This is a genomic window from Marinicellulosiphila megalodicopiae (assembly GCF_045862395.1).
GTDB classification, from domain to species: Bacteria; Pseudomonadota; Gammaproteobacteria; order Pseudomonadales; family Natronospirillaceae; genus Marinicellulosiphila; species Marinicellulosiphila megalodicopiae.
On the sequence record NZ_AP023087.1, the window covers coordinates 749,395 to 775,648 of the forward strand.

Below are 26,254 nucleotides of genomic sequence, written 5' to 3' on the forward strand. Positions count from 1 at the left end.
ATGAAGGGTTACGGAATTTTATTTGTAGATGATGAAAAGAATATTCTTTCATCTTTGAAGCGATTGACCCGAGAATTAGGAGTGAATTGTTATTTTGCCAATTCAGGACAAGAAGGTTTAGATTTATTAAAAGTTGAAACCATTCATATTGTTATTTCTGATATGCGTATGCCAGGAATGATGGGCGACGAATTTTTGAAAAAGGTAAAAGAACAGTATTCAGAAACCATTCGTTTTTTATTAACAGGGCAATCGGATTTTCAGTCTACAATTAATGCAGTTAATAAAGGAGGAATCTCTCGCTTCATTTCAAAACCTTGGGACGATGAATCACTTTTGGGTTTGATAAATGATGCTTTAAATATTTTAAAATTAGAAAATGAAAATAAATCACTTAAAACAAAAATAGAAGCACAAAACGTATTGTTATCTAAGTCTAATCGAGACTTAGAAGAAAAAGTAAAAATTAGAACTTCAGAACTACAACAAACTTCAGATATGCTTGAAATGAGTAATGTTGATATGAAAGAAAATTATCGAAATTTCATTCGATTGTTTTCTCATTCTCTACAATTACGCGCAAGCTGTGTTGATGGATTCTATGAAATATTAGATGAAATATTAGTTGCTATGGCCAAATACTTCGATTTAAGTCCAGGTGATACAGAAAATTTACGCTACAGTGGAATGTTGTATGAAATTGGTAAACTGAAAATTAGCGATGAAATATTAAAACTTCCCTTTACGAAAATGGATGAGCGCCAATTACGTGAATTTAAACGTTACCCAGCTGATAGTGCGGCTTTATTAACCAGTGTGCCTTATTTACATGAAACAAGTTTGATTATTAAATCTCATCGTGAATACTGGAACGGAAATGGATATCCAGATCATATTGAAGGGGACAATATTTTATTTGGTTCTCGAGTATTATCAATTTGTATTGATTATTTAGAATTAGTGTTTGGTATAAAAACAGGGAAAAGCATCGAAGATGTCGATGCAGTTAAAATGTTAGAGACCAAAAAAGGTAAAATTTATTGTCCAGATGTGGTTGATGCATTTGTAATTGTCATTAAAGAAATTGACGATAAAAGTGATGGCGATTTAATGAATCAGCTTGAAATTGATGAGTTGCGACCTGCTATGAAACTTGCTCGTGATTTTGTTAATAATAAAGGCATGTTATTATTACGAAAAGATATGGTATTAAGTCGTGGAATTATTGATAAATTAGTGTATCTGAAAAAACGCGATAAAATGGCTTATCATTTATTTGTGTATAAAGATTCAATTAAATAATAAGCCGTTAGGTTTCAATATACCAACTAATCTTTAAAAGGATACAAAAACTGACCAATATAGGTTTGAGGTAAAGGTTTTGTTGTGCCGTATTTTTTAGGCCAGTATTTTATAGGCATATGATACGTACCAAATAATCTATCAAACAATACAGTATGAGCTGCAAAGTTAGTGTCTATTGCTGGTTGGTCACTTGCATGATGCCAGTGATGAAATTGCGGTGTGACCAAAATAAAACGCAACCACCCAACAGGTAAATCGCTATTTAGATGTATTAAAACTGCTTGAGTGGCAGCAAAAATTATATAAGTGTCTACTACGGTTTTATCAGCGCCTAATAAAAATAATAAAAGCATAATCAAGCTGCGTTCAAACACACTGTGAACCATATGGCTGCGTGAACCTGCTAACCAATCCATGTGTTCAGTACTATGATGCACTGCATGAAATTTCCAAAGTTTTGGATAAATATGAAATACTCGATGACTCCAATATAAAATAAAATCGGCACACATAAATATTATTAGAAATTGTAAAATTACAGGAATAGTTCTAATTTGCGCTTGGAAATCTTCATTGATTGCCCAACTAAATTGATGGCATCCCCAGTTGCCCACCAGCATAAATCCAGTAATTAATAAGTGATTCACACTGAAATAAACCATATCCAGTTTCCATTTCGGGCGCAATACAACCTGTTCTTTGTATTTGGGAAATGTTTTTTCTAGAGTAATACAGATTATTGCTGAAATGATAAACGCTAAAATTAACCAATCAAATCCAAATGAAAACACATCATCAGTTGCTTGTTCATAGTTAATGGAATACCCACCTAATAAGTGTGCCCAGCTTGTATATAGCACACCCACAATGGCTAACTTTCTTCGACGTTCTATCACTATACAAATAACAGCAAATAATATTGATGCCCACATACCGACTTGCAGCATGATTTTTAAAAAGTCGGGATTGTAAACTTCACGAAGAGTTTGAGTGGTTAAATAGGTCGGAAACAAAAAACATAGTACAGCTAAAAAACTAAAGACACCTAAAAAACTGCTGATATATCCGGCAAGTTGACCATTATAAAGTGTCATTTCTTTTTTAGGCATTGCCTCAATTTGGCGTTCACCGTATTGATATTGTTCATTTGTATTTGTTGTATTTTGCATGATACACCTCACTAATAATTACTGTTTAAATTATATGAAGTTAGTACTTGCTTGGCTGTAGACGTTTATCTGAACTGGTTTTGCATAAATGCAAAGCAAAAAAGGAGTTTTTTGAATTTCGATGGCGTTCTGATTTGACTGGTTGCAAAATCGAACGTAAAACAAGCGTATGTTGTATTTGTCATGCTAACAATAACGTTAATCTACTAATTTCAATCGTCATGAATTCAGCTTTGTTTCACACATAAAAAAGGTCGCTTAAAGCGACCTAATATATAACATGATTGTGGTTTTTGATTAACCATCAAGATCAGTCATTGCCATAGCTTGTTTCATTTTTTTCATGGCGTTTTTCTCAAGCTGTCTGATACGTTCTGCAGACACGCCGTAATCAGCAGCAAGTTCGTGCAGTGTTGATTTCTCATCATGCAGCCAGCGACGGTTCAAAATGTCTTGGCTGCGCTCATCTAAGCCTTGAATTGCTTTGTAAAGCTGAGCTTTGGAGTTATCTTCGTATGCATTAGTGGCTACTTGCTCTTCAGGGTTGTAGCGATCATCCATTAAGTATTGTGATGGAGCAAACGCTGCAGAGTCATCGTCATCGTCAGCACCGCCATCAAATCCTGCATCAAATGCTGAAAGCCGTGTTTCCATTTGGTAAACCGCTTCTTCTTTAACGTCTAAATCTTTAGCAATTGCCTGGGCTTCTTTTTGTGACAACCAACCTAAACGTTTCTTTTTACCGCGTAAATTAAAGAATAACTTACGTTGAGCTTTCGTAGTGGCCACTTTAACAATACGCCAGTTACGTAAAATAAACTCGTGAATTTCAGCTTTGATCCAATGCACAGCAAAAGAGACTAAGCGCACGCCAACTTCAGGGTTGAAACGTTTAACCGCTTTCATTAAACCCACGTTGCCTTCTTGAATTAAATCGCCTTGATTCAATCCGTATCCTGAATAGCTTTTTGCAATATGGACTACAAAACGTAAATGAGAAAAAATTAGCTCACGCGCGGCAGTTACATCACCGTCATAATAAAGGCGTTCGGATAATACTTTTTCTTCCTCAGCAGTCAAAATCGCAACTTGACTGATTGTTTGAATATAAGAGTCTAGGTTTTGACCTGGAGACATGGTTTCAAACATTCTTGCTGGTAATTTAGTGCTCATTTTCTACCTCAATATGAAAAAACATATTTATTAACGCTTCAAAGAGTATATAAAAAATTTTCATAAAATCAATTATTCAGAAGCGCCTTTAGTGTAACAAATAAAATGTAAATACTAACGGTCATTAGTCACCTTTTTAGACCATTATTTTATGTAATTATAGGCAAAGTTTATATCATGCGGGATTTATGTCACGAAGATGGCGCCAAACTGCTAGCCATGCTCCGATCATTGCGCAAAATATAGAGCCTAAAAGTAGGTAAATAGTTCCGCCAATATCCCATTGCATCACAGAAAACGACATACCACCGTAGTTTTGTTCGAGTATTTTTAATGGTTGTTGTAATAATAAAGAACAAATAAACACTACAATCCAAGCACCTATCGCACCAAGAAAGCCATACCAAAAACCCATATATAGAAAGCCACGACGAACAAAGGCATCGGTTGCGCCCACTAATTTTGAAACTGTAATTTCTTCACGGTGCGCTTCAATATTTAAACGGATGGTATTACCAACCACTAATAAAACAGTTAGTGCTAATAAAGTTGCAATCACCCAAACAGTCTGTTTAATCACTAATAACCAGGCATTTAAACGCTCAACCCAGGCCATGTCGACTAAAATCTCACTTACAACCCCTAGGTTTTCTAACACCAATTGAAGTCGTTCAATGGATTCTAAATCATCTTGTTTTGGGATGACTTCTATTGCAGAAGGCAGGGGGTTCTGGTTGACAAGTTGTGATATTTTTTGTCCAACAAATTGTTGTTGCATTTGCTCCCATGCGAGTTCTTTTGAAAGAAATTCAGCAGATTTAATCTCATCGCGAGCCTGAAGGGATTCAACAATATCCAGCGCTTCATTTTCAGATACATAGCTGTGTAAAAACAAAGTGATGCGTCCGCCTTTTTGTAAATCAGCGGTGCGATCAGTGATATTGTCTAGTGCCACAAACAACAACGAAGGCAAACTCAAAGAAATGGCAATCACCAACCAAGTAAGTGCACTTGATAACGGTTTGTTCATAATCTGTTTGATTGAGCCTACCATCATTTGACGATGATGAAACAACCAAGCAGATCGTTTTTCTTTTGAGCTGATTTTACGGCGGCTCGCGCCACTGGATTTTTTAGCCATGCTACATGTTTCGTCTTATTGTAGAAAGAATCGTCTTATTTCAGATTATCTAAAGCAGTTTGAGCAGCCTTTTTAACTTGATTAGGTGCAGTACCACCAAAATGATCACGCGCTGCAATTGAACCATCAAGGGTTAACACCTCAAAAACGTCATCCGTAATTTGATCAGAGAACTGTTGTAACTCTTCTAATGACATTTCTGATAGGTCTTTTTTAGTTTTTAAGCCATACGCAACCGACTCACCCACAATCTCGTGAGCATCACGAAACGCAATGCCTTTTTTAACTAAATAATCCGCTAAATCCGTTGCCGTTGAGTAACCTTTTAACGCGGCAGTACGCATCACGTCTTGCTTAGGGGTAATGTGTGGCACCATATCAGCAAACGCACGTAAACAACCTTGAACTGTATCAATCGTATCAAAAATCGGTTCTTTGTCTTCTTGGTTATCTTTGTTGTAAGCAAGTGGTTGTGACTTCATTAATGTTAACAAGCTCATTAAATGACCAAATACACGACCAGACTTACCACGTACTAATTCAGGTACATCCGGGTTTTTCTTTTGCGGCATGATTGAAGAGCCCGTACAAAAACGGTCAGGCAAATCAATGAAATCAAACTGAGCAGACGCCCAAAGCACTAACTCTTCAGACATACGAGACATATGCATCATCATAATGGCACTCGCAGCACTGAATTCAATCGCAAAATCACGATCCGAAACAGAATCTAATGAGTTAGCCGTCGGTTTATCAAAACCTAATAATGACGCCGTTAAATCACGATCAATTGGGTAAGTAGTACCCGCAAGCGCTGCAGCACCAAGTGGTAATTGATTCATACGTGCACGACAGTCAACAAAACGAGAGTAATCACGTTTTAACATTTCAAGCCATGCTAATAAATGATGACCAAAGCTAACGGGTTGTGCTGTTTGTAAATGAGTAAAACCAGGCATTACCACATCGTTATACTTCAGCGCTTGATCTGCTAAGCCTTTTTGTAAACGTGAAATCTCAGTTAAGATAAAATCAATTTCATCACGCAGATACAAACGAATATCCGTTGCCACTTGGTCATTACGCGAACGACCCGTGTGTAATTTTTTACCCACAATGCCGATTTTTGCAGTTAACGCCGCTTCAATGTTCATGTGGACATCTTCAAGTGCCACAGACCATTCAAAGTTACCCGCTTCAATATCAGCTTGAACTTCAGCCAAACCTTTAATAATTTGGTCAACTTCGTTTTGAGTTAATACGCCTACTTTGCCAAGCATCGTAGCGTGTGCCACAGAACCTTGAATATCATGCTTATACATGCGGCGATCAAAGTCTACCGATGCAGTAAATTGTGCAACAAACTCGTCAGTGGCTTCCGTAAAACGGCCACCCCAAGAGGCATTAGTAGATGATGAATCGTTACTCATGGTTTTGCTCCAAAAATCGTAAAAATAAAGGTGAGGGATTATATGCTAAAAAATTGCATAAATCAGGTTGATTTTAGTGCTGAATTAATCGCGTCAATCCAGTGTTTACCCGTTATAAAATATAATCATTTGCCTGTAATCATCTATGATGACGAATTAATCCGATATACTGAAATTAAATAACCAAAAGAGAGAAGAATGTGGACGTTTTTAAAGGACAAAATTACACCGACGCAGCCCTGACAAAAGAAGAGTTAACCCAATCAAAAGGATGGTTATTATTAGAGTTTGGTGAAAACTGGTGTCCAATTTGCCAGCAAGCTCAACCCTTAATTCAATCAGCGTTATCTGACTTGCCTGACATTCAAAGACTGATGATCATTGATGGCAAAGGTAAGCGCTTAGGCAGGCAGTTCAAAGTAAAGCTTTGGCCAAGTTTATTTTTACTTAATAATGGTGAAATAAAAGGCAGTTTGGTTCGACCAAATTCCCAAAACCAAATTGAGCAATGGTTAAACGAGTTGATGTCAACTTAATCAAATGACTCAAGACACTTACGTCTTCTAACTGCCCTTAATACACTGCCTTTTTTAAACTGAGTTCTGTTATGCGTAAACGCTATCGTTATCCTCTTACAAGCATTGTATTTATAGCATTGCTTTTCACTACAGGTGCTTTCATGTTCAATTTTACTTTCAAATCAACCGATCCGCTTCGAGAAGAATCAACAATAAAAGACAAAGTACAAGCCTCTGATCAATTTAATGGTAAACAATTTGTGAATATCGATGCCACCCAAATGGTGACTAATTTTTGGGCGGTTTTAAAAATGTATCTGTTTGATAAACAAAAACCCGCAAGCCCAACTACCCCTATTCAAGTTCAATCCATGACAACTGATCAACTGATAGCTTTACAAAAACAGTCAATATCTAAACAGGATATGTATTTTTCAAGATTAGGACACTCAACAATTTTAATTTTAATGGATGGTGAGTTTTGGTTAACAGACCCTGTGTTTTCAAAACGAGCTTCGCCTTTTAGTTTTGCAGGCCCAAAGCGTTTTCATCAACCGCCATTAACGATTGAACAATTACCTCCTATTAAAGGTGTGTTGTTGTCCCATAATCATTATGACCATTTAGATCAATGGGCAATCCAACAATTAATTAATAAGGTTGAACATTTTTATACACCGTTAGGTGTTGGAGAGGATTTAATTACTTGGGGAGTAAAACCAGAAAATGTTACTCAACTAGACTGGTGGGAAAGCGTGACAGTTAATAATTTATCTATCACTGCAGCCCCCGCTCAGCATTTTTCAGGAAGAGGGTTGGGCGATTCAAATAAAACACTATGGGCAAGTTGGTCGGTAAAAAGTGATCAAGCTAGTTTTTATTTTACTGGAGATTCTGGTTACTTTGGCGGATTTAAAGAAATTGGCGAACGTTTAGGTCCATTTGACGTGAGCTTTATAGAAACAGGCGCTTATAATAAATTATGGCCTGATGTTCACATGATGCCAGAGGAATCCGCTCAAGCGCATTTGGATGTGAAAGCAACATTTATGGTGCCCATTCATAATGGTACATTTGATTTAAGTGTGCACACTTGGACTGATCCATTTGAAAAAATAGTCGAACTATCAAAGCAAAAAAATATTAATTTGGTTACGCCATCAATGGGTGAAATCACAAGTCTTCAATCGCTTAAAGAAAAACCTTTAGTGGAAAATTATTGGTGGGAGTGATCAAAGAAAGTTGTATTTTTTTTAGCCTAAAAGCTAGATATTCTATGGCATCTTGGGAAAAAATACGTCTAGGATGAGTGATTGAAATAAGATTACTGTCTCTTTTTGCGCCATTTTTTACAGTCTTGAGCTACATTCTTGAGCTACATTCTTGAGCTACAGTCTTGAACTACAGTCTTGAACTACAGTCTTGAACTACAGTCTTGCTTTACAATACCATCGTCGTTATCCCGTGACTTGATCGTGATGCTTAGTGATGATTGATGGTAACGAAAGTCTACTTTTTATATTTAATGTTTAAATCGTTTTCAATCCAATTTCTAATATAATTTTGTTTTTTCATATCCGCATCTGCCAAATTTTGAATACACAAATATGCGCTGTTAGGATTTTGTTGAATCGCATTTAATTTTAATTGGACAGCTTCAAATGAAATATGATTTGCTTTAATCATTTCACTTTGTTTTTTTGAATTAAAAACGGCCTTATTTTTTTCTAAAGCATAATGTACCGTTAATCCTTCAGGTGAGTATTGTTTGTTGCTGCGAAATTTATGGTTGATCATGTGATGCATTTTTTCTGGATGATTTTCAAATAAAAATTTATAACAGGATGTTAAAAAAGGGTGGGGCGCATGATCCAGAGAAACAAAGCGGTGTTTAAACCCAAATGGTTTACTGCTTAAGTACACGGATTTAATGTGGCTTGCATTGTTGATTTTTTTCTTAAAAATACCAAGATTTTTATTTAAAAAAATAATCAACTTAGTTTTAGTTGGGTATAAATTCTCCCATTTCCCATTAATTACTATTTTATCGTTAATAAAAAAATCTTTGGCAGTGACAGGCTTAATGATTAAAAAATCGTCATTAAAATAGATGAACCGATCTGAAATACCATGAATTTTCCAAAGCATCATAGGAATTGATCGAGAGTTGAAACTTGGCAGTGCATGTTCAAATCCTGAAAATATCTCTTTGTGATCAACCACTTTAATTTTATGTGTTAATTGTGCGTATTCAGGCAAATCTAAAAACTCAGGGCGTTGATCATCAGCAATGATGAAAATATTACGTATCCAAGGGGCATTAATTAAAATTGAATCCACGCACCATTTCACCTCACCAACATCAATTAGTCTAGGCCCTTGAAGTGACACAGGGATCGCTTTGCCCAAATCAGCCAAGGTTTGCTTTAGTTTGGCAGCATGCTTTTCATCGCTGCCATTTACCCATGTAATGACGGCGTCTATATGCATGTCTTTAGGTGTGTCTCTAGGTGTGTCTAAAGTTGCGTTGAAGTTGTTTGTGTCACAGTGCGAAGTCATAAGTAATAATCAAAAAGAAAATATAAAGGGAAATAAAAACAAAAAGTCAAACCTTGCAGAATGATACCAGCGTTTGATAGTTGATTCTATGAACAATGCTCAACTAAGTCTTTATATATAAAAGGATTAAAATTCAAGTTCATAAAAGTGTAATAAATGTGTAAGAAATGTTTCATAGTTGGCAAGTATTGTACTGCGAAATTTTTTAACCCATGAGAATAACTATGAATAAGTTTTTATTATTAAATGCAGTGTTATTACCGTTATTAGTGTCATCTTGTAATGATAAAAAAGAAGAATCACCTGTTGAAGAATCCATCAGCCACTTTAATCGTATATCGAGTTATTTTGTTTGTGAGCAAATCGATGCTAATTGTAATGACGACAGCGAAACCTCTGCTGAAATTGTGGCTGCATCAACAGATGGTATGACATTAATTTATACCGACAGCCCAATGGATCAAATTGGTTTTGTAGATATTGCAGATGCGCATAATCCACAATCATTAGGTGTATTAGCAATGAATGGTGAGCCAACCAGTGTGGCAGTGTTAAACGATTACGCATTGATCGCAGTGAATACCTCACTTGATTATATCAATGTGTCAGGTGTGTTAAATGTAGTAAATATTCAATCACAACAAATTGAACATACTATAGATTTAACAGGACAGCCAGATTCTATTGCCGTCAGTAAAGACGGAAAATATGCATTAATAGCCATTGAAAACGAACGTGACGAAGATTTAGGTGACGGCGCTCCCGGACAATTACCAGCAGGCAAATTAGTGGTCATTGAATTAACAGGCGAACCTACTTCTTGGGTGGCATCAGATATTCTATTAACAGGAATGGATATGTTATTTCCAACCGATCCTGAACCAGAGTACGTTGATATTAATAGCAAAAACCAAGCGGTTGTTACGTTACAAGAAAATAACCACATCGTTATTGTAGATTTAGCAACTAAGACAGTTATTGATGATTTTTCTGCAGGGTTTGTTAACTTAACTCAAATTGACGTAACTGACGAAAAACCACATAACATCTTTTTAAATGATTCGGTTATGCAGATTCCACGTGAGCCAGATGGTGTTACTTGGGTTGATGACACGCATTTTATTACGGCGGATGAAGGTGACTTAAATGGTGGCAGTCGTGGTTTTACAATTTTTGATATTTCAGGAAATGTAGTTTGGGCAGCTGGAAACGAGCTTGAGCATTTAACTGCAAGCTTTGGTCATTACCCTGATAAGCGATCAGATGCAAAAGGTAATGAGCCTGAAAATGCAGATGTGGGTGTTTTTGGATCAACGACTTATTCGTTTATAAATTCTGAGCGTTCATCTTTAACATTTGTGTATGACATGAGTGATCTAAGTGCACCTAAATTTAAACAGGCTTTACCAACGGCTGTTGCACCTGAAGGTGTGTTGGCATTACCTGAGAGAAATTTATTAATTGTGGCTAGTGAAGCCGATTCACGTGGTGATAAATTTCGCTCAGGTTTGAATATTTATCAATATGCAGTTCAAGAGGCTGTTTATCCAAGTTTACATTCTAAAATTGAAAGTGGTAAAGCACCGATTACATGGGCTGCGCTTTCTGCATTAACTCATGACACGCAAGACTCAGATGTTTTATACAGTATTAATGATAGTTTTTTCGCATCAAATAAAATATTTACAATCAATACTGCAACGATTCCTGCTGTAATTACTGGTGAAGTAATGATCAAAGACACCAATGATGTATTAGCAAAAATTGCCGTTGAAATTGACGATATGGCAGACATTGATAATGTATTTACAGCTGATGATTTGAGCGAATTAATTAATGCGGATAAGACCATTAACATCGATCCTGAAGGTTTAGTACAATCTGAAGATGGTGGTTTTTGGATCGCATCTGAAGGAAACGGGACAATCAATGAACAGGCGCGTCCAATTAAATCTTTAAACATGTTAATTAAAACCGATGCACATGGTGTGATTACGCAAGTTGTATTGTTGCCAAAATCAATTAACGACAAGCAACTGCGTTTTGGTTTTGAAGGAGTGGCGCAATCAAATGGACAGTTAATCGTAACGTTCCAGCGTGCTTGGTTAGGTGAAACGAATGCAAGAATTGGGTTGTATGATATTGCTAATGCAACATGGAAGTTTGTCATGTATCCACTTGATGCCGCAGAATCACAAGCAGGTGGTTGGGTTGGATTGTCAGATATTGCAGCGTTAGGTGAAAATAAATTTTTGATTTTAGAGCGTGATAATCAATCAGGTTTTGATGCAGCAATAAAGCGTATTTATGAAATTGATTTAACAGATGTAAAAGATGGCGATCTAATTACAAAAACACTATACAAAGATTTAATATCAGAACTTGCCAAAACAAATGGTTTAATTGTTGAGAAAATTGAAGGATTAGCTATTGATAACAACAATAATGTTTGGATCAATAACGACAACGATGGGGTGGATGATAATAGTGGTGAACATCATTTGATTAATTTGGGGCAATTTTAGTCTTAATATCATTTGAGTTATGAAATGGTCAATTTTGTAAAAGATTGGCCATTTTTTTTGCATGTGGGAATTTTTATGCTGTCTATGATCACAGCAGCTATACTTTTATTAGGATAATAAAAGGTAAAGTCAATCATGTTAAAGCAAGGCCAACTTAATAATACCCATAGAAAAATGCTGAAAGTTTCTAGAATTTTATCGTTGTTATCCAGTGGATTTATTCTGGCTGCATTGGTTTTTTTGCATCTTGCTAAACCCGAGTGGCAAACTGGCGTCATGACTTATAAAGGTGTGTTTGCCAGTCAAAACTGGTCTCAAATCGGTTTGTTCATTGCTTTACCTTTAAGTTTTGTTTCAAGTATTCTGTTGTCATTTGTGTGGCTTTTTCGTTATATCGAATATGACAGAAAAGATTCCCCGCTTTTTGTGCATTTTTTAATGTGCGTTTTATCTTGGTCTGTGTTTGGGATTGTGCTGACCATTTTGTATAAAGCATGGTTTTAATGTAAATATTTGTAATTTTATAAAATAACTAAATATTTAATGTAAGCGCTTAACTTAAGGTGTTAATTTCACTAAGTGAGGTAAATTCACGTTTTTACTGATACAGATCTCAATCCAACATTTCTATTTTGCTGTTTGCGACGCTGATTTCTATACTCGTGCCAAATTCTTTTTTCGCGAGATCTTCATGAAATTTTCAAAATTTTATTTGTTAAATGCCATTGTTATTGCCACGACTGTTATTGCCACGACAACCAGTTGTATTGATTCAAAAAATACTACTAACACAAATACAAACACTCAACTAAATACCGCACCAATTGTCGCGAATTTAAATAATATTGAAGCAACCGTTGGGCAAACGATAAATTTAACGCCATTAATTTATGATGAGCAAGGCGATACTTTATCCTATGTTTGGACTATAAATGGAGAATCATTTAACTCGGAAACTTTGCAATATCAATTTTCGCAACCAGGCAGTTATGACGTTGTTTTAACTGTGTATGATAATCAAACAAGCACAACAAAAAATATGGTCGTTGTTGTTTCATCTGAAGCGATTAATTTATCGCCAATGATTACTTCTATCAATGATGTTAATGTTTTAATTGATGAAACTATAAGTATTTCTGCCGATGCTTCAGATCCTGAAGGAGGACAATTATCGTATTCATGGATGTACGAAGGTCAAGAATTATCAAATGAATCGACCTTGCATTATGCCTCTTCAAACTCAGGTGAATTTTCAATTGTCTTGACTGTAAAAGATGCACAAGGCAATCAAGCTAGTGAAGAATTTAATATCACTGTGTACGCACCGAATCAAAATCAAAAACCAATTATTGAACAAATTGCTGATAGAGAAATCACAATTGGTGAAACTCTGACCATAACCCCTAATGTGAATGATCCTGAAAATGGACAGCTACAATATAGCTGGACAGTCAGTAATCAAAACACTCAGCAATTTAATTATCAGTTTAATACAATTGGAATGGTCACTGTTGAATTGACGGTTATTGATGATGCACAAAATAAAAGTACGATGAGTTTTGTTGTGAATGTCGTAGCTTTACCTGTTAATCAAGCTCCCGAAATTACTGCAATAAATGATGTAAATATTTTTGAAAATGAAAATATAAATATTACAGCGATCGTCAATGATAACGAAAATGACGATTTAGAATTTGAATGGAAATTAAATAACCAAATTATTGCAACGACTAATCCAATTAATTATCAGTTTGTTTCTGCTGGTCAATTTACTATTGAGTTAAATGTGTCAGATGGATTGAATACTTCTCAAATTGACTTTGATGTTTATGTAAATGAAACCCCCATTCCAAATGCCGATGGTTATGTTTGGAATCCTGTTGTGATTAAAGGGGGTGGTTTTGTTTCGGGTTTAATTTACAGCAAAGCCGATCCAAGTATTTTATATGCCCGTACAGATATTGGCGGTATTTATCGTTGGAATGCACCCAATAAAACTTGGATTCCATTAAACGACTCTTTCACTAATGGTAATGACTGGGGTGTGTGGAGTGTGGCGGCTGATCCATCGGATGCTAATAAAGTATATATGGCAACCGGGCTTTATAGTGCAGATTGGGGACAAGTCGGCTCAATTTTTTCATCAAATGATAAAGGTGATAGTTGGACAAAAGTAGCAGCGGCTCCTGTGAAATTAGGCGGAAATAATCCAGGTCGTGGCAATGGCGAATTTTTGCAAGTAGATCCAAATAAACCCAATGAATTATTATTAGGTTCTAAAAAAGATGGCCTATTTAAAAGTACTGACTCTGGTGCAAGCTGGAATAAAGTGTCCAGTTTAAATGCTTCATATATTACCTTTGTTGAATACGACGATCAGTCAGGTGCCAATGGATCATCGACACCAATTATTTATGTAGGTGTCGCAGATTATATTTATAACGGTGGAAATGTCGGCGTATATCGTTCAACCGATGCAGGACAAACTTGGTCAAAATTAATTAACCATCCAGCCCAAATGGCTGCAAAATCGTTTGATATGGATAATCCGTCAAATGTGACAGTGCCCATGGGAATGGCACGAAATGGAAATAGTTTTTATTTTGTTTTCAGTAATACAGTCACACCTGATGGTGATAAATCTTTAGATGCAGCTTATTGGAATCCAACAAATGGTGCGGTATTTAAATTTAATGCAGCAAATAATAACTGGACAGACATCACTCCAGCCGGTTCTGCAAATTTACAAGGCGGATTTGCAAGTGTAGATGTCAGTTCAGTTAATCCAAATATTGTAATGATCAGTACCATTGGACGTTGGTATCCGATGGATGAAATTTATTTCACAGAAGACGGCGGCAGTAATTGGACATCCACATTTAATAGTTATAACTATGCAAGTACTTGGGGAAATAGCTTAAATAAAGCAGCCATTACTGGTGATAAAGCACCTTACGCAGATGAGAGTCATTTACACTGGCCTGCAAAAGTGCGTTTTAATCCTGTTGATCATAACGAAGCGATGGTTGTGAGTGGTATGGGGATATACATGAGTTTTGATGTGTCCGGATTATTAACCAATACCACAGCAAATAATTCAGAATTTACAACATGGAGCTTTGAAAATGACGGCATCGAAGAAACCGCGCCTTTAGATTTAATCAGTCCTCCAGGCGGTGCGCCATTGGTTTCTGCGTTGGGTGATATTGATGGTTTTAGGCACGATGATTTAAATGTATCACCACCAGCTGGTCGTCATTTAGTAAATAATTCACACCCAGGCACAACACGCTCCATTGATTTTGCACAAAATTCACCAGACAAAATCGTGATGGCTTATGATAATAACAATCATAATAAAGGTGCGTTATCTACTGATGGTGGCTCAACATGGAATGCTTTTGCAACCAAACCTAGTGGTGTGGCAGATAATGATTTAAGCGGCAATATTGCTATTTCAGCAAATGGCAGCACGATTGTTTGGGGCAGTCAAAATGCGACAATGGCGTATTCTGCCAATGATGGACAAAGCTGGGCAGCTGTAAATGGTTTGTCGGTGTCAGGTTTAAAACCTGTTGCAGATCGTGTGAATAGCAATAAATTTTATGCCTTTGATCCTGCTACACAAATTATGTATTACTCTACTAATGCAGCCAGCTCTTTTAGTAGTACTGCATTAAATTTAACGGGTATTCCTAATTATTTAGCCCCTCAACCTGAAGTGAAATCTGTTTATAATAAAGAAGGGGATTTATGGTTAGCAAATTATACTCACGGTTTATATCGCTCAATTAATAGCGGAACAAGCTTCAATAAAATATCGGGTGTAACAACTGCATTTAATGTTGCGATTGGCGCACCTGAAATAACAGGTGATTATCCTACCGTTTATATTTGGGGCATTATAGATGGTGTAAATGGAATATTTAGATCCCAAGATGAAGGTGTAAACTGGACACAAATAAATGATAACGACACCCAGTGGGCACAAAATCATTCTGACTTAACCGCTAGTCAAACTATTTTTGGTCGTTTATTTATTGCATTAGGCGGACGAGGGATTATTTATGGTGATCAAGGTTGCCAGCGTGATAATGACGGAGATTGTTTGTAATAAAACATAAAACATAAAACATAAAACGAAAAAAACCGATTTAAAAATCGGTTTTTTTATATCTCTATAATCCCGAAAAAAACGGGCAACATGGCTTATAAAAGTGTATTTGATAGTTAAAATTAGTCTTAAATCGTTTTGTTTATTGCGCTGCGTTAAAGTTTTTTTAGTGCTTTATTGTTATTTGGTTGGCTCTTTCTAAATATCGAATATGATATAAAAAATTCATCTTTCTAAATCAGAGATTCCTTTAATGTGTTTTTTATATTAATTCGTTTTTGTGCCGTCCTTAGGTTTTTATATAAAGAATGATTTTAACCTGAATCCGTAGCATCGAATATTTACAATTTATATAATCACTTATATTTTTAATGTAAACGATTAACATATAGTATTAATTTCATTGCCTTAGGTAAATTCATTTTTTTTACGGATGCAGATCTCAATCCAACATTTCTTTTTTGCTGTTTGCGACGCTGATTTCTATACTCGCGCCAAATTCTTTTTTCGCGAGATCTCCATGAAATTTTCAAAACTTTATTTGTTAAATGCCATTGTTATTGCCACGACAACCAGTTGTATTGATTCAAAAAATACTACTGACACAAATACAAACACTCAACTAAATACCGCACCAATTGTCGCGAATTTAAATAATATTGAAGCAACCGTTGGGCAAACGATAAATTTAACGCCATTAATTTATGATGAGCAAGGCGATACTTTATCCTATGTTTGGACTATAAATGGAGAATCATTTAACTCGGAAACTTTGCAATATCAATTTTCGCAACCAGGCAGTTATGACGTTGTTTTAACTGTGTATGATAATCAAACAAGCACAACAAAAAATATGGTCGTTGTTGTTTCATCTGAAGCGATTAATTTATCGCCAATGATTACTTCTATCAATGATGTTAATGTTTTAATTGATGAAACTATAAGTATTTCTGCCGATGCTTCAGATCCTGAAGGAGGACAATTATCGTATTCATGGATGTACGAAGGTCAAGAAATATCAAATGAATCGACCTTGCATTATGCCTCTTCAAACTCAGGTGAATTTTCAATTATCTTGACTGTAAAAGATGCACAAGGCAATCAAGCTAGTGAAGAATTCAATATCACTGTGTACGCACCGAATCAAAATCAAAAACCAATTATTGAACAAATTACTGATGTTGAAATTACAAAAGGTGATACGTTTTCAGTAACCCCTAATGTGAATGATCCTGAAAATGGACAGCTACAATATAGCTGGACAGTTAATGGTCAAGCTGATCAAACAAGCGCTCAATTTAGTCATCAATTTAATTCAACAGGTATATTTCCAGTTGAATTAACCGTGACCGATGATGCACAAAATACTCAGACCATGAGTTTTAATGTGACTGTGGTGGATGCAGTTGTGAATCAGGCACCTACTATTTCGCAGGTTAATAATATTGAAATCACAATCGGCGAAACCTATTCAGTTACACCCGTTGTAAACGATCCTGAAAATGGGCAACTTCAATATAACTGGACACTTAGCAATCAAACAGGCGAGCAATTTAGTTATCAATTTGATTCAATCGGTACATTTACTGTTGAATTAACTGTGACCGATGATGCACAAAATTCTGCAACCATGAGCTTTGATGTGAAGGTGGTCAATCAAACGGTGGAAAATAATTGGACCAATGTAAAAATTGGTGGGCATGGTTATACACCTGGTGTGATTTTCCATCCGGTAGTTCCAGATGTTTACTATGCTCGCACCGATATTGGTGGTCTTTACCGTTGGGATAAAGAAATTGTGGGATGGCACGCCGTTACTGACAGTTTTGATGTGACAGAAGGTGGCTATATCGGTGCAGAAAGTGTTGCGCTTGATCCTAACAATGCAGCGATGCTCTACATGAGTACTGGGTTGTATGTCCAAAATGGTAATGGACGCCTCTATATATCATCTGATCAGGGTGACAGCTGGACACATGCGGATTTACCCTTCCCGGTAGGTGCTAATAATGACGGCCGTGCTATTGGTGAGCGCATGATGGTTGATCCTAATAATCCATCGACACTATTTTATGGTTCACGCACTGCTGGATTGTGGAAATCAACAAATAGCGGTCAGAACTGGACACAGGTGAGCAGCCTGTCTACTGCCAAGATGACAGTTAACTGGGGGGATGCCATCCCTGCGGGAATTGAGTTTGTGGTTTTTGATACAAACACTAAAGGGACGGGTTCAGCAACCCAAACTATTTACGTTGGTGTCGGCCCTAAATACGCCAGTGCCGCAGGTCTAGACAAAATGGTTTATCGATCTACAAATGGCGGAGCGACTTGGGAAGGGGTCTCGACGCCTCTGGATAATGACAATACTGATTATTATATTCCACATGTGGTGCGCTCAGATGATGGCAAACTCTATTTTATTTTCACCGGCGGCATGGGCCCAGGCGCTTCTGGCCCCGCACGTCTTTACCGCTATGATGGCAACAATTGGGATTTATTACGCCAAATGAATCCGGGTTCTGGCATAGATGCTGGGTATGCTGGTCTTTCTGTTTATGGCTCGGGAAACAATACTAAAATCGCACTGGGCATTAGTGGTACTTGGGGTACATGGGCAGGTAAACCCGTGCTTGAACTGTCTGAAGATGGCGGTGCGAATTGGAGAGAGATTTCCAACGGTAAACCTCATACACCTAACGAAGATGTTTCGGGCTGGATTGATGACGTGGAGATCAACCCTTTTAATCCAGATCACATTATGCACGTGACCGGTGGCGGGCCTTGGGAGACCTACAACGCAACTGATGCTAATCCGAGCTGGCATAAAATGGTGGAAAATCTTGAAGAAACCGCCACCCTTAATCTGACCACGCCACCGCCAAGCGCTTCTTACGCATTGTTGAACGCATCGGGCGATATCGGGACCTGGGTACATACAAATTTAACCCAAGAGCCAACGCGTACACCAAGCGGCGATCTGAAGTTTGCTAACGGTATTAGTGGAGATATGGCTTGGTCTGATCCGTCGTACATAGCGACTATTGGTACGAGACACTGGGCATTTAACAACACCCCTGCGGCGCGTTATTCACGAGACAACGGCTTGACTTGGTCTGTTTTTGGCTCAATGCCTCAAGGTGTCAATCCCAGTGCAGGTGGGTTAGATAATGCAAATAATATCGCGGTGACCTCGCCTGATAATATTATTTGGTCAGTAGCCAACTCAAAGCCTTATTACTCAACAGATAGCGGGAGCACTTGGCAAGCAACGGGGCTGCCAGTAGTGGCTCCAGTGAGTAATGCAGTCGGCGGTTACCATGTAGCAGCGGATCGCCAGAACCCGAACAAGGTGTATGCCTATGACTACGGTGCATCTTGGTGGGGAACACCTGGAAATTTCTACTATTCAACAGATAGCGGTAAAACCTTTAGCAAAAGTACAGACCCTAATCTGGATTTAAGTGCCAACGACTGGGCTCACACATCCATTGCCGTTAATCCAAATGCTGAAGGTGATATCTGGCTTGTTGATGGTCACAGCGTGTTCCATTCCCTAGATTCTGGGGCGACTTGGAACAAACTTGATGTGACGGCATCTGTATACAGCTCAAACCAATGGCCGGATATATACGGAGCTTCAGCCATTGCCGTAGGTAAAGCCGCCAATGGCTCTAGTTACTCAGCTGCCGTTTATGTGGTGGGTGTAATAAATAATCAATGGGGCGTGTATCGCTCCGATGATATGGGCGTGAATTGGGTGCGCATCAACGACGATAACCATCAGTATGGTGGCATTGAACGACTTGCCGCAGACAACAAAGTTTACGGTCGCGTGTATTTTGCTGGTGTTGGCCGAGGCATTCTTTATAACAAGTAATCAGCCGCAGCAAATATGAAGCCTGTAGCAGCCAGAATTTTCCCTTGAATTTTGGCTGCTCTTAAACGCAAAGATAACTAAAAACTCTGCGTGGTTTTTAACTTTTGGTTTAACGATTATCGCTAAAATCGTTGGGTAAATTGTTGAAGACAAAGAGGGCTTAAGTTAAACGAATACAATGTCCAAAAAATCATGTCGGCTTAACTGCTAGACAGAGTATATTTACTTGAATATCCCTAGCGATTGATGGTCATGGTTATCAGCGTGATAACGATTGCTTATAAACATTTATTCCACACGAAAAAAACCGATTGTTAAATCGGTTTTTTGCTTTTAAACATCAAACATCAAACATCAAACATCAAACATCAAACATCAAACATCAGGCGCTGCTTCAAAATCTGCTTTACGTTCGTCCATCCATTTTTGCATAGCAATCGGATCAGTCATTAAATGTTTCATGTCATTCATCGCAGTTAAATGCGCTTCGTCAGATTTTTGAAACATTTCCATCCCGTGAGCACGACTTAAGTTTGCCATCTCTTCAAATGTGTTTGCGCTAATTTCTAAATCGCATGCCCCGCCAAGTTGCTTACATGTCATTGTTTTCATTTAAATTCCCCTGTTTTTAAACGTTAAAAGTATAAATACTCTCTCATCTTTGAGTCTGATTCACAACCATAAAAAAAGTTTAAATTGACGCACCATCATAAATACTAAATGGTAAGGTTGAAGTATCAATTGTTTCCACACAACCTAAATTAATTCGATAATACCCAATTTCTTTCATTGATTGATGAAAAGTATATACACCACAATTATTACAGAAATGATGTTTAGCCACATGACTGGCAAAAGTATATGTGGACAAAGCATTATCTTTAATTGAAATATTTATATCCTTTGGCGCCAATGTGAATTCGGTCATAAGCGCGCCTTTACGAACACAAATAGTACAATTACAGCGAGTGCCGTTTTCAATCAGTGGGCTTGTAAATTCAAATTGAATTTTAGCGCAATGGCAACTGCCTTTGTAAATCATGATTTGTCTCGTAAATTTAATGTAATTTTAATCTTGGACGAATCACTTTATTGATACGCCCAGAAATTGTAATCAATACCATTTTGAAAAAACCAAATAAAGCCAATTGATGTAATCGATATAAACTGATGTACATAATGCGTGCAATGCGACCTTCAATCATCATCGAACCTTTAGTTAGCCCACCCATTAAACTACCAACGGTTGAATAATGGCTTAAGCTCACTAATGATCCATAATCTTTATATTTAAATGGTTTTAAATTTTCACTTAAAGGCATTTTATTTTTCATTAATGACACTAAGTTTTTATAAGTGACGCTTGCCATTTGATGAGCTGCTTGTGCGGTAGGCGGCACCATTTTTTGGCGGCCATTTTCAGGTATGGCTTCATCAGGATTAAGTGGCAAACTTGCGCAATCGCCAATGGCAAAAACACGATCGTCATCTAATGTTTGTAAGCTGGGTTTTACCATTAATTGATTAATACGATTGGTTTGTAAGCCTGCAATGTTATTCATAAAATCAGGTACTTTTACACCTGCTGCCCAAACCATCATATCACTTTGAATTAACTCGTCGTTGTCTTGTAAAAAACCATCTGGCAAGCCTTTTACAACTTTTGTATTAGTTAACACATTGACACCTAAAGATGATAATTCGTGAGTAGCGTTTAAACTAATACGATCAGGTAATGCTGGTAAAATACGCGGACCAGCTTCAATTAAATTCACCTTTAAATGCGCTGCGGTTAATCGACTTAATCCGTAAACTTTTAGGACATCCACCGCGTTATATAATTCAGCACTGAGTTCAACCCCAGTAGCGCCAGCGCCAACTATTGAAATAGTTAATTTAGAATTTGGTTCGGTTTTTAGTGTTTCATCTAACGCTAATAAAGACTCTAATAACTCAGTATGAAAACGCATCGCTTGTGAGGGTTTGTCTAAAAAAATACAATTTTCACTGATGCCTTCTACATTAAAGTCATTAGTAATACTGCCTAAAGCAAAAACCACATAATCGTAGGGCACAAATCGAGTTTGTAAAATGACTTCGTCGTCTGAGTTTAAAAGGGGGGCTAATTCAATCTGGCGAGTATCGCGATTAATATTAATTACTTTACCAAGTTGAAAATCAAAACCACAATAATGACCTTGAGCCCTATATGAGACCGCATCAATACCGGAATCCAGAGCGCCTGTAGCGACTTCGTGTAATAATGGCTTCCAAAGATGGGTGTTATTTTGATCAATTAACGTGATCTCGACATGATCACGAAAATTACGTTGTTTTCGTTTTTTACCTAATTTACTGGCTAATTCAAGCCCGCCGGCGCCTCCGCCAATGACAACTATTTTCATGTGAATACTCCCAAAATAACTCTATTATCAATGTTATAAAGAAAGTCGCAATGATTAATCGGTAGTTTTTCAATTAATTAATAATTAGTTAGCTTATAATTTTTATAGACATACAATAAAAAAGGCTAATAAAAAAGGCTAATAAAAATTAGCCTTTATAAATGACAGTTTTAAGGAGACTCTTAAAAGCTAAGATTTTTCTTAGTTAATCAGAGGCTCCTTGAATTTACTTAAATAAACCATCAACAGTGCTTGTGCCAAACATTCCAATTTGATCACTCAAACCAAGTGCTTGGGTAATGGTGTCTAATAATTCGTAGTTATCTTTTGCTGATACATTACGCCCACCGTCAAAAATATTGTTACCAGCGGCCATCATAAAAGGAGCATTGCTCGGATCATGAGCATCGGCATTACCAAAGTCTGTTACTTTTAAAACCAACGTTGAATCTAATAATGGCTGTCCGTTTTCATCAGTAGTGTTTTTAAGATTGTCGATTAAATATGCAATACGTTCATTACAATAACGAGAGTAAGTTATATATTTATCTTTACCATAATGAGTCATTTCATAAAAGCCAACCCCTTCAAAATCTGGAATGGTAGACTGGGTCGATGTATCAGGATTACTTAGTTGAAGAGTCGCTATTTTTGTAATATTACATTTAAATGCAGTGGCAATTGTGTCGCAATGCATATTAGATATTAATGTAAAATTATTAGAAATTTCACCATTCCAATCGTAAATATTTTGAGTTTCATTTGAGCACAAAACCCCTGGCATATTTTGATTTTGTTTTTTAATTTTTTGAATGGCAGTTTCAAAATCTTCTATGCGTTGGACTTTTTTTGAATCATGACTAATCGTTTGTTTAATTTTAGCTAACTCTTCAAGGTTGTACTCTAATGGGCTCACAATTTTTTTATAATCTTGCGACAGAAGGTTATTTCCTGTTGCACTAATAATATCGTTATAAGCGTTGACTGGATTGTTCTGTTGGGGCACAACTTGGTTGTTATTATATGAAATACTCGTTGTTGAAGTTTCTACTCCTAATTGGATAGAAGGAATAAGACTTTCATTTTCAAATGCCTCACCTAAAGCCACATCTAGAGTCTTACTTCTATCTCTTAAACCTAAAATACCATTAGTTTGGTATGTTGAAACATTTGAATCACAACCTTCAAAAAATATAATATTGTCTTTGTGGTTCTCTAATGGCTCACAGCCTTCTTGTAATTCACTATCATTATTGAAAAGGTGTGTTCCTGGATATGCACCAAAAGGTACATACACAAACACGACACGCTTAATAGGTGAGTCAGTAGCTGCCATTGCTTGAGTTGATAATACATTTAAACCAATAGCACTTGTTGGCATAGTTGCAACACCAGCACTGGCTTTTAGAAAATTGCGTCTTTGTACCTGTTGTTTTGTTTTTAAATTTTTCATAATCCGTCTCCTATTGCTCAGCTGTGTAATGAGTACGCAATCGAACTAAGTCCGACAAACCTAATTGAATGAATGCAAATTTTAAACTGTCATTGTTATCTTGCATGGTGCTTAACATTTTATTTTTTACACAGGTGTTACTTAATTTTTGTTCGTCGGTATAAACATCATGATATCCATAATAATCATTATTTTGAATGCCGTGTCCCATTGTGAATCTAAATGCCATTTCTGTATAACAGGCTTTAGCTGTTTCACTTTTTGCTAAAATGTCACCTAACTCTTTAGCGCCTTCAAAAAAGATTGGATCATTTTTTTCATAAATATTATCACTGCCATATAGTGCAGATTTATGGTATTCGTCAGTTTCATCAAAACCCATAAAGTCGACAGGTATACCATTTGCGTAAGTGTCACGAAGTTTTCCCACAGCATCGTAATCTTCAAGACCTAATCCTAAAGGAGCAATAATCGTTTCATGGCAGCCTTGGCAAGCATCTGGTTCTATGTTGATAAACGTTAAGTGAGCAGGGCTAATATACCCTTGGGTCTCTTTTGTTATGTCTTCCACTTTTTGCGCTTGCACTTCGCGTATCGGGCCTAAATCTATATCAGTAGGAAAAAGTGGAAGATTTTGGCACAACATATTTTCACGTATGAACGCACCGCGTTTTAAAATGGATGATTCATCGTGTTGAGCATTTTGAGTTAAAAATGCACTTGATGCAGTTAGACCTGCATATTCGGGTAAAAACACTCTGGAAAATGTTTCGTCTGAGATTGCATCACCATCCACACTTGCTGAATAAAAATCTAACAACACTTGGTCCATCATGGCAAAGTTAGTGTCGTATAAGTCTTCAAACGTACGATGCTGAGTGAAAAATGCATCTTTAAATATTTCTTTAGTTTGTTGATTCATCGACGCTTTGACAGTGTCATCAAAATTCGGAAATAAATCTAAGTCTTTTTGTGAGTGTAATACTCCCTCACTGCCCATCCACTGTGCAGCAAATTCTCCCATTTGAATTTGTGCTCTATCGGTTTCTAATAAACGTTCAATTTGAACTAAAATCTGTGCATCTGTTTGTAATGCATTATTTTTTGCAGCGATTAATAATTCATCATCAGGTGTGCTACCTGTATAGGTATAAGATAAAAAACTCGCCATTTCAAAAGTCGTTAATTCAAATTTATTGTCTTCATTTGCAATTGGCTTACCTATTTCAAAACGGAATAAAAAATTGGGAGAAGTTAGTGCCGTACGCAATGCTAATTCAAATCCTGCTTTAGGGTTATCTTGAGTGTTAAATTCAGCGTTATCAAAAAAGTATGAAAAACGTGCTTGTTCATCAATGTTAATGTCACGTCTAAATATTCTTGGTAATAATTCATCAATAAATTGTGTTTTACAATTTTGATTTTCTAAACAACCTAAAGTGTGTTCGTTTGTTGTAAAAGCAGCATATGAAAATTGCTCAGTAACGCTATTGGCTAAGTTGATATACAAATCCAAATTAGAGGTGTTCACAGATTGTTGATTACCTGTTTTTATATTGTAGAAAACAGTTGGATCATTTGGTAGCTGACTTTTATCCACGTCAATATTTAAAATATCTGAAATACTATTTATGTATTCGTGGCTAAGTAATAAACGCATTTGTTGTTGACCATAAACCGGTGCGTCATTGGGTAAATCGCAACTTGATCGTTGGCTGTCATTTGGAAACGCATCGTCTATATCTGCAACATTATCCGCATCAACATCAATAAAATCATCTACGCTGTCATCAATTCCATCGCTATCTGCATCCACTTGAATCAGTGCATTTAATGGATCGGCATCATGGATATTTAAAATGCCGTCACCATCAATATCATCATCGATTGAATCATCTTTACCATCATTATCCATATCATGGGCAAGCATGGCGTCAAATGAATTGACGTCATCTTCATTTAATGTCCCGTCATTATCAATATCTGGATCAGAATTGTCACCTAAGCCGTCATTATCAAAATCGGCCCACTCATTGACATCTAAAGGAAAGCGATCTTCGGAGTTTTTATATGTGTCATTATCTAAATCATCGTCAGAGTTATCACCAATTCCATCATTATCATAATCTTTAGATTCTAATGGATCCAAAGGAAAAACATCAAAGGCGTCAACAATGCCATCATTATCGTCATCATCATCTAAACGATCGATCACAGAGTCTTGATCTGTATCTAATTCTTGAACGATAGTCTGAGTTTGAGTGTCTACTACTGCTTGGGGGTCATCAGTATGGTTAGTTGAGTCAGAAGGGGGGCCATCAAACTCACATGAAAGTAATAATAAGCTACTGCTAATTAGTAATGTTGATTGAATAATAGACTTAAAAGGGCGTTTAGCCATGAAACTCTCCTAGATGTTACATGCAATTAAATTGTGCTCGTTGTTAACATGCACAAAAGTTGAGGCGAACAATATATTAATAATCTAAAATTAATGTATTTCGATTGTAAAAATGTGATGGAGTTTTCTTAAATAATTATAAAATTTATCATTGTTAATTTTAGATGACAGTTTTTGATTA

17 protein-coding genes are annotated in these 26,254 nt (G+C 36.7%); 7 read left to right on the top strand and 10 right to left on the bottom strand.

The annotated features are described in order from the left end of the window. Positions 1–1,302 (top strand): HD domain-containing phosphohydrolase, encoded by a 1,302-nt coding sequence (locus tag TYM08_RS03125; protein WP_422381514.1) that lies wholly within the window; start codon positions 1–3, stop codon positions 1,300–1,302. A gap of 26 nt (positions 1,303–1,328) precedes the next feature. Here TYM08_RS03125 and TYM08_RS03130 read toward each other — a convergent pair whose 3' ends face one another. The 4 genes from TYM08_RS03130 to argH form a co-directional block, all read right to left on the bottom strand. Then, positions 1,329–2,474, bottom strand: coding sequence for a sterol desaturase family protein (locus TYM08_RS03130; RefSeq protein ID WP_422381515.1), 1,146 nt, complete (start codon positions 2,472–2,474; stop codon positions 1,329–1,331). Positions 2,475–2,771: 297 nt separating this feature from the next. Next, a complete protein-coding gene (rpoH, locus tag TYM08_RS03135; protein WP_422381516.1) occupies positions 2,772–3,647 on the bottom strand; it encodes an RNA polymerase sigma factor RpoH in 876 nt (291 codons plus the stop codon). A gap of 175 nt (positions 3,648–3,822) precedes the next feature. Next, the gene (gene ftsX, locus TYM08_RS03140) at positions 3,823–4,788 is read right to left on the bottom strand and encodes a permease-like cell division protein FtsX (RefSeq protein WP_422381517.1); all 966 of its coding nucleotides are present in this window, start codon (positions 4,786–4,788) and stop codon (positions 3,823–3,825) included. A gap of 35 nt (positions 4,789–4,823) precedes the next feature. After that, entirely contained in the window at positions 4,824–6,218 is a 1,395-nt protein-coding gene (argH, locus tag TYM08_RS03145) for an argininosuccinate lyase (protein ID WP_422381518.1), read from the bottom strand. A gap of 200 nt (positions 6,219–6,418) precedes the next feature. On the opposite strand from argH, the gene TYM08_RS03150 reads away from it, so the two are divergent. After that, positions 6,419–6,754 (top strand): thioredoxin family protein, encoded by a 336-nt coding sequence (locus TYM08_RS03150; protein ID WP_422381519.1) that lies wholly within the window; start codon positions 6,419–6,421, stop codon positions 6,752–6,754. 143 nt (positions 6,755–6,897) lie between these two features. Continuing rightward, entirely contained in the window at positions 6,898–7,968 is a 1,071-nt protein-coding gene (locus TYM08_RS03155) for an MBL fold metallo-hydrolase (protein ID WP_422381520.1), read from the top strand. A gap of 277 nt (positions 7,969–8,245) precedes the next feature. Here TYM08_RS03155 and TYM08_RS03160 read toward each other — a convergent pair whose 3' ends face one another. Then, positions 8,246–9,295, bottom strand: coding sequence for a Stealth CR1 domain-containing protein (locus TYM08_RS03160; RefSeq protein WP_422381521.1), 1,050 nt, complete (start codon positions 9,293–9,295; stop codon positions 8,246–8,248). Positions 9,296–9,519: 224 nt separating this feature from the next. Between TYM08_RS03160 and TYM08_RS03165 the strand changes: the two genes are divergently transcribed. From TYM08_RS03165 to TYM08_RS03180, 4 genes are all read left to right on the top strand, one after another. Beyond that, the gene (locus TYM08_RS03165) at positions 9,520–11,820 is read left to right on the top strand and encodes an esterase-like activity of phytase family protein (protein WP_422381522.1); all 2,301 of its coding nucleotides are present in this window, start codon (positions 9,520–9,522) and stop codon (positions 11,818–11,820) included. Positions 11,821–11,955: 135 nt separating this feature from the next. Then, complete coding sequence (locus tag TYM08_RS03170; protein ID WP_422381523.1) at positions 11,956–12,324, top strand: hypothetical protein; 369 nt, start codon at positions 11,956–11,958, stop codon at positions 12,322–12,324. Positions 12,325–12,511: 187 nt separating this feature from the next. Then, complete coding sequence (locus TYM08_RS03175; protein ID WP_422381524.1) at positions 12,512–15,934, top strand: WD40/YVTN/BNR-like repeat-containing protein; 3,423 nt, start codon at positions 12,512–12,514, stop codon at positions 15,932–15,934. A gap of 520 nt (positions 15,935–16,454) precedes the next feature. Continuing rightward, complete coding sequence (locus TYM08_RS03180) at positions 16,455–19,814, top strand: PKD domain-containing protein (protein WP_422381525.1); 3,360 nt, start codon at positions 16,455–16,457, stop codon at positions 19,812–19,814. A gap of 375 nt (positions 19,815–20,189) precedes the next feature. Here the strand turns inward: TYM08_RS03180 and TYM08_RS03185 are convergent, their stop codons facing one another. The 5 genes from TYM08_RS03185 to TYM08_RS03205 all read right to left on the bottom strand — a co-directional run bounded on the left by TYM08_RS03185 (position 20,190) and on the right by TYM08_RS03205 (position 26,073). Further along, positions 20,190–20,426 (bottom strand): DUF1059 domain-containing protein, encoded by a 237-nt coding sequence (locus tag TYM08_RS03185; protein WP_422381526.1) that lies wholly within the window; start codon positions 20,424–20,426, stop codon positions 20,190–20,192. Positions 20,427–20,505: 79 nt separating this feature from the next. Beyond that, positions 20,506–20,856 carry a GFA family protein gene (locus tag TYM08_RS03190; RefSeq protein ID WP_422381527.1) on the bottom strand — a complete coding sequence of 117 codons (351 nt, stop codon included), beginning with the start codon at positions 20,854–20,856 and terminating at the stop codon, positions 20,506–20,508. 16 nt (positions 20,857–20,872) lie between these two features. After that, positions 20,873–22,219 carry an NAD(P)/FAD-dependent oxidoreductase gene (locus TYM08_RS03195; protein ID WP_422381528.1) on the bottom strand — a complete coding sequence of 449 codons (1,347 nt, stop codon included), beginning with the start codon at positions 22,217–22,219 and terminating at the stop codon, positions 20,873–20,875. Positions 22,220–22,445: 226 nt separating this feature from the next. After that, the gene (locus TYM08_RS03200; protein WP_422381529.1) at positions 22,446–23,672 is read right to left on the bottom strand and encodes a DUF1552 domain-containing protein; all 1,227 of its coding nucleotides are present in this window, start codon (positions 23,670–23,672) and stop codon (positions 22,446–22,448) included. 10 nt (positions 23,673–23,682) lie between these two features. Then, complete coding sequence (locus TYM08_RS03205) at positions 23,683–26,073, bottom strand: DUF1592 domain-containing protein (protein WP_422381530.1); 2,391 nt, start codon at positions 26,071–26,073, stop codon at positions 23,683–23,685. Positions 26,074–26,254 lie beyond the last annotated feature (181 nt).

Bases quoted from the DNA above. Each gene is read 5' to 3' on its own strand.
- TYM08_RS03125 (WP_422381514.1), top strand. From the start codon at position 1: ATGAAGGGTTACGGAATTTTATTTGTAGATGATGAAAAGAATATTCTT.
- TYM08_RS03130 (WP_422381515.1), bottom strand. From the start codon at position 2,474: ATGCAAAATACAACAAATACAAATGAACAATATCAATACGGTGAACGC.
- rpoH (WP_422381516.1), bottom strand. From the start codon at position 3,647: ATGAGCACTAAATTACCAGCAAGAATGTTTGAAACCATGTCTCCAGGT.
- ftsX (WP_422381517.1), bottom strand. From the start codon at position 4,788: ATGGCTAAAAAATCCAGTGGCGCGAGCCGCCGTAAAATCAGCTCAAAA.
- argH (WP_422381518.1), bottom strand. From the start codon at position 6,218: ATGAGTAACGATTCATCATCTACTAATGCCTCTTGGGGTGGCCGTTTT.
- TYM08_RS03155 (WP_422381520.1), top strand. From the start codon at position 6,898: ATGTTCAATTTTACTTTCAAATCAACCGATCCGCTTCGAGAAGAATCA.
- TYM08_RS03160 (WP_422381521.1), bottom strand. From the start codon at position 9,295: ATGACTTCGCACTGTGACACAAACAACTTCAACGCAACTTTAGACACA.
- TYM08_RS03165 (WP_422381522.1), top strand. From the start codon at position 9,520: ATGAATAAGTTTTTATTATTAAATGCAGTGTTATTACCGTTATTAGTG.
- TYM08_RS03170 (WP_422381523.1), top strand. From the start codon at position 11,956: ATGTTAAAGCAAGGCCAACTTAATAATACCCATAGAAAAATGCTGAAA.
- TYM08_RS03175 (WP_422381524.1), top strand. From the start codon at position 12,512: ATGAAATTTTCAAAATTTTATTTGTTAAATGCCATTGTTATTGCCACG.
- TYM08_RS03180 (WP_422381525.1), top strand. From the start codon at position 16,455: ATGAAATTTTCAAAACTTTATTTGTTAAATGCCATTGTTATTGCCACG.
- TYM08_RS03185 (WP_422381526.1), bottom strand. From the start codon at position 20,426: ATGAAAACAATGACATGTAAGCAACTTGGCGGGGCATGCGATTTAGAA.
- TYM08_RS03190 (WP_422381527.1), bottom strand. From the start codon at position 20,856: ATGATTTACAAAGGCAGTTGCCATTGCGCTAAAATTCAATTTGAATTT.
- TYM08_RS03195 (WP_422381528.1), bottom strand. From the start codon at position 22,219: ATGAAAATAGTTGTCATTGGCGGAGGCGCCGGCGGGCTTGAATTAGCC.
- TYM08_RS03200 (WP_422381529.1), bottom strand. From the start codon at position 23,672: ATGAAAAATTTAAAAACAAAACAACAGGTACAAAGACGCAATTTTCTA.
- TYM08_RS03205 (WP_422381530.1), bottom strand. From the start codon at position 26,073: ATGGCTAAACGCCCTTTTAAGTCTATTATTCAATCAACATTACTAATT.